The sequence below is a fragment of the Nocardia farcinica genome (assembly GCF_029867845.1).
Taxonomy (GTDB): Bacteria; Actinomycetota; Actinomycetes; order Mycobacteriales; family Mycobacteriaceae; genus Nocardia; species Nocardia farcinica_A.
The window spans coordinates 1-2,273 of record NZ_JARWRU010000807.1; the positions used below are offsets into that span (position 1 = coordinate 1).

Genomic DNA, 2,273 nt, shown 5'->3' on the forward strand with positions numbered 1-2,273 from the left:
CTCACGGCCCCCCCCGACCACCCCCGTGCGGTCGCCTACCACGACCCCGGTGTAGCCTACAACCGTGGGGCCGACCACGACCGAGGAGCCGACGCGCACCCGGCGTCCGACGGCCACGCGCACCTTCTTCCCGACGCTCGACCTACCATTCACCGAAGATTCCGATTCCGGTGCCGCAGGTCCGACGGCCACTGCGCCCAGCGAGCCCACCACACCTCAGCAAGGACAACAATGACGACCCCGAAGAATCTCTCGTCACGCTACGAACTGGGCGAGATCATCGGATTCGGCGGGATGTCGGAGGTCCACCGGGCCAGGGATCTGCGGCTGAGCCGCGACGTGGCGATCAAGGTGCTGCGCGCGGATCTGGCCCGCGACCCCACGTTCTATCTGCGCTTCAAGCGGGAGGCGCAGAACGCGGCCGCCCTCAACCATCCGGCCATCGTCGCGGTCTACGACACCGGCGAGGCCGAGATCGACGGCGGCCCGCTGCCCTACATCGTCATGGAGTACGTCGAGGGCGACACCCTGCGCGACATCGTGCGCGGCAAGGGCCCGCTGGCGCCCCGGCGGGCCATGGAGGTCGTCGCCGATGTCTGCGCCGCGCTGGACTTCAGCCACAAGCACGGCATCGTGCACCGGGACATGAAGCCGGCCAACATCATGATCAACCGCTCCGGCGCGGTGAAGGTCATGGACTTCGGCATCGCCCGCGCGATCGCCGACGCGGCCAACCCGATGACCCAGACCGCCGCGGTCATCGGCACCGCTCAGTACCTCTCGCCGGAGCAGGCGCGCGGCGAGACCGTGGACGCCCGCTCGGACGTGTACTCGGTCGGCTGCGTGCTCTTCGAGATCCTCACCGGGGAGCCCCCGTTCAGCGGCGACTCCCCCGTGGCGGTGGCCTATCAGCACGTCAAGGAGGATCCGAGGCTGCCCTCGCACGTCCACCCCGGCGTGCCGCGCGAGCTGGACTCGGTGGTGCTCAAGGCGATGGCCAAGAACCCGGCCAACCGCTACCAGACCGCCGCGGAGATGCGCGCCGACCTGATCCGGGTGCTCGGCGGGCAGAAGCCTGCCGCGCCGATGGTGATGACCGACGAGGACCGCACCACTTTCCTCGACGAGGACGAGCCCGCCCCGCGCGGCTACCGCATGCACGGGCGTGAGGACGACGACGCCCCGGTCACCACCGAACACGAGATCGCCGACCCCGGTGGCGGCCGCAGGACCGCCTACCTGGCGTTCGGCGCCGCGGCGGCGCTCGCCGTGGCGTTCGCGCTGTTCTGGGTGCTGCTCGGCCCTGGAAGCAAGCCCGACCAGGTGGCCGTGCCCGACCTGTCGAACAAGACCGCCCAGCAGGCGCAGGACACCCTGCAACGGCTCGGTTTCGCGGTGGCGATCCAGCAGAAACCCGACAGCAAGGTCGCCGCGGGCAATGTCATCGCCACCCAGCCGCTCGGTGGTTCCCGGATCGACGAGGGCAGCACGGTGACCGTGCAGGTGTCCTCTGGTCCCGCCCAGGTGCAGGTGCCCAGGCTCGACGGCCTGACCGTGCAGCAGGCCGAGCAGGAGCTCAACGCCGTCGGCCTGCGGATGGATCCGAACGTGGTGCGCAAGGAGTCCAGCGCGCAGGACATCGACTCGGTGGTCGGCACCGAGCCCGCCGCGGGTGCGCGGGTCGACGTCGACCAGGCGATCGTGGTGTGGATCGGCAAGGGGCCGGAGAAGGTCAGGGTGCCCAGCGTGGTCGGCCAGGACATCAGTGTGGCCGAGCCGAACCTGGTGGACAGCGCCGGTTTCAAGATCACCATCGAGGAGGTCGACTCGGCGCGCCCCAAGGGCGAGGTGGTCGGCACCAACCCGGCGGGCGGCACCAGCGCCGATCGCGGTTCGACGGTGACCGTGCAGGTCTCCACCGGCGACAACATCACCATGCCGAGCCTGGTCGGCCTGACCCCCGCGCAGGCGCTGGACCGCCTGCGCCAGGCGGGCTGGACCGGCACCGCCGCCCAGATCGACCAGTCCACCCAGGGCACCTTCGACACCGGCAGCGTCGGGCGCATCGTCGGCCAGCAGCCGCAGGCTGGTTCCTCGGTGTCCAAGACCGGCACCATCTCGATCACCACCGGGGTCCTCGGCCCGCCGTGACCGGCGGCGCGGTGCGCCTCGACAGCACAGCCGGCCGCCCCCCCCGGAAGCCAAAAAGAGAGGCGGGGAGGCGGGGGGGGGGCGGGGGGGCGGGGGGAGAAGAAAGAGGAGACAGACCCCCC

General features: G+C 70.9%; 1 protein-coding gene. It reads left to right on the forward strand.

Going from position 1 to position 2,273, the window contains the following annotated elements; genetic code table 11:
• Nucleotides 1–231 precede the first annotated feature (231 nt).
• Entirely contained in the window at nt 232–2,151 is a 1,920-nt protein-coding gene (pknB, locus tag QH283_RS17620) for a Stk1 family PASTA domain-containing Ser/Thr kinase (RefSeq protein ID WP_280504082.1), read from the forward strand.
• Nucleotides 2,152–2,273: the final 122 nt, after the last annotated feature.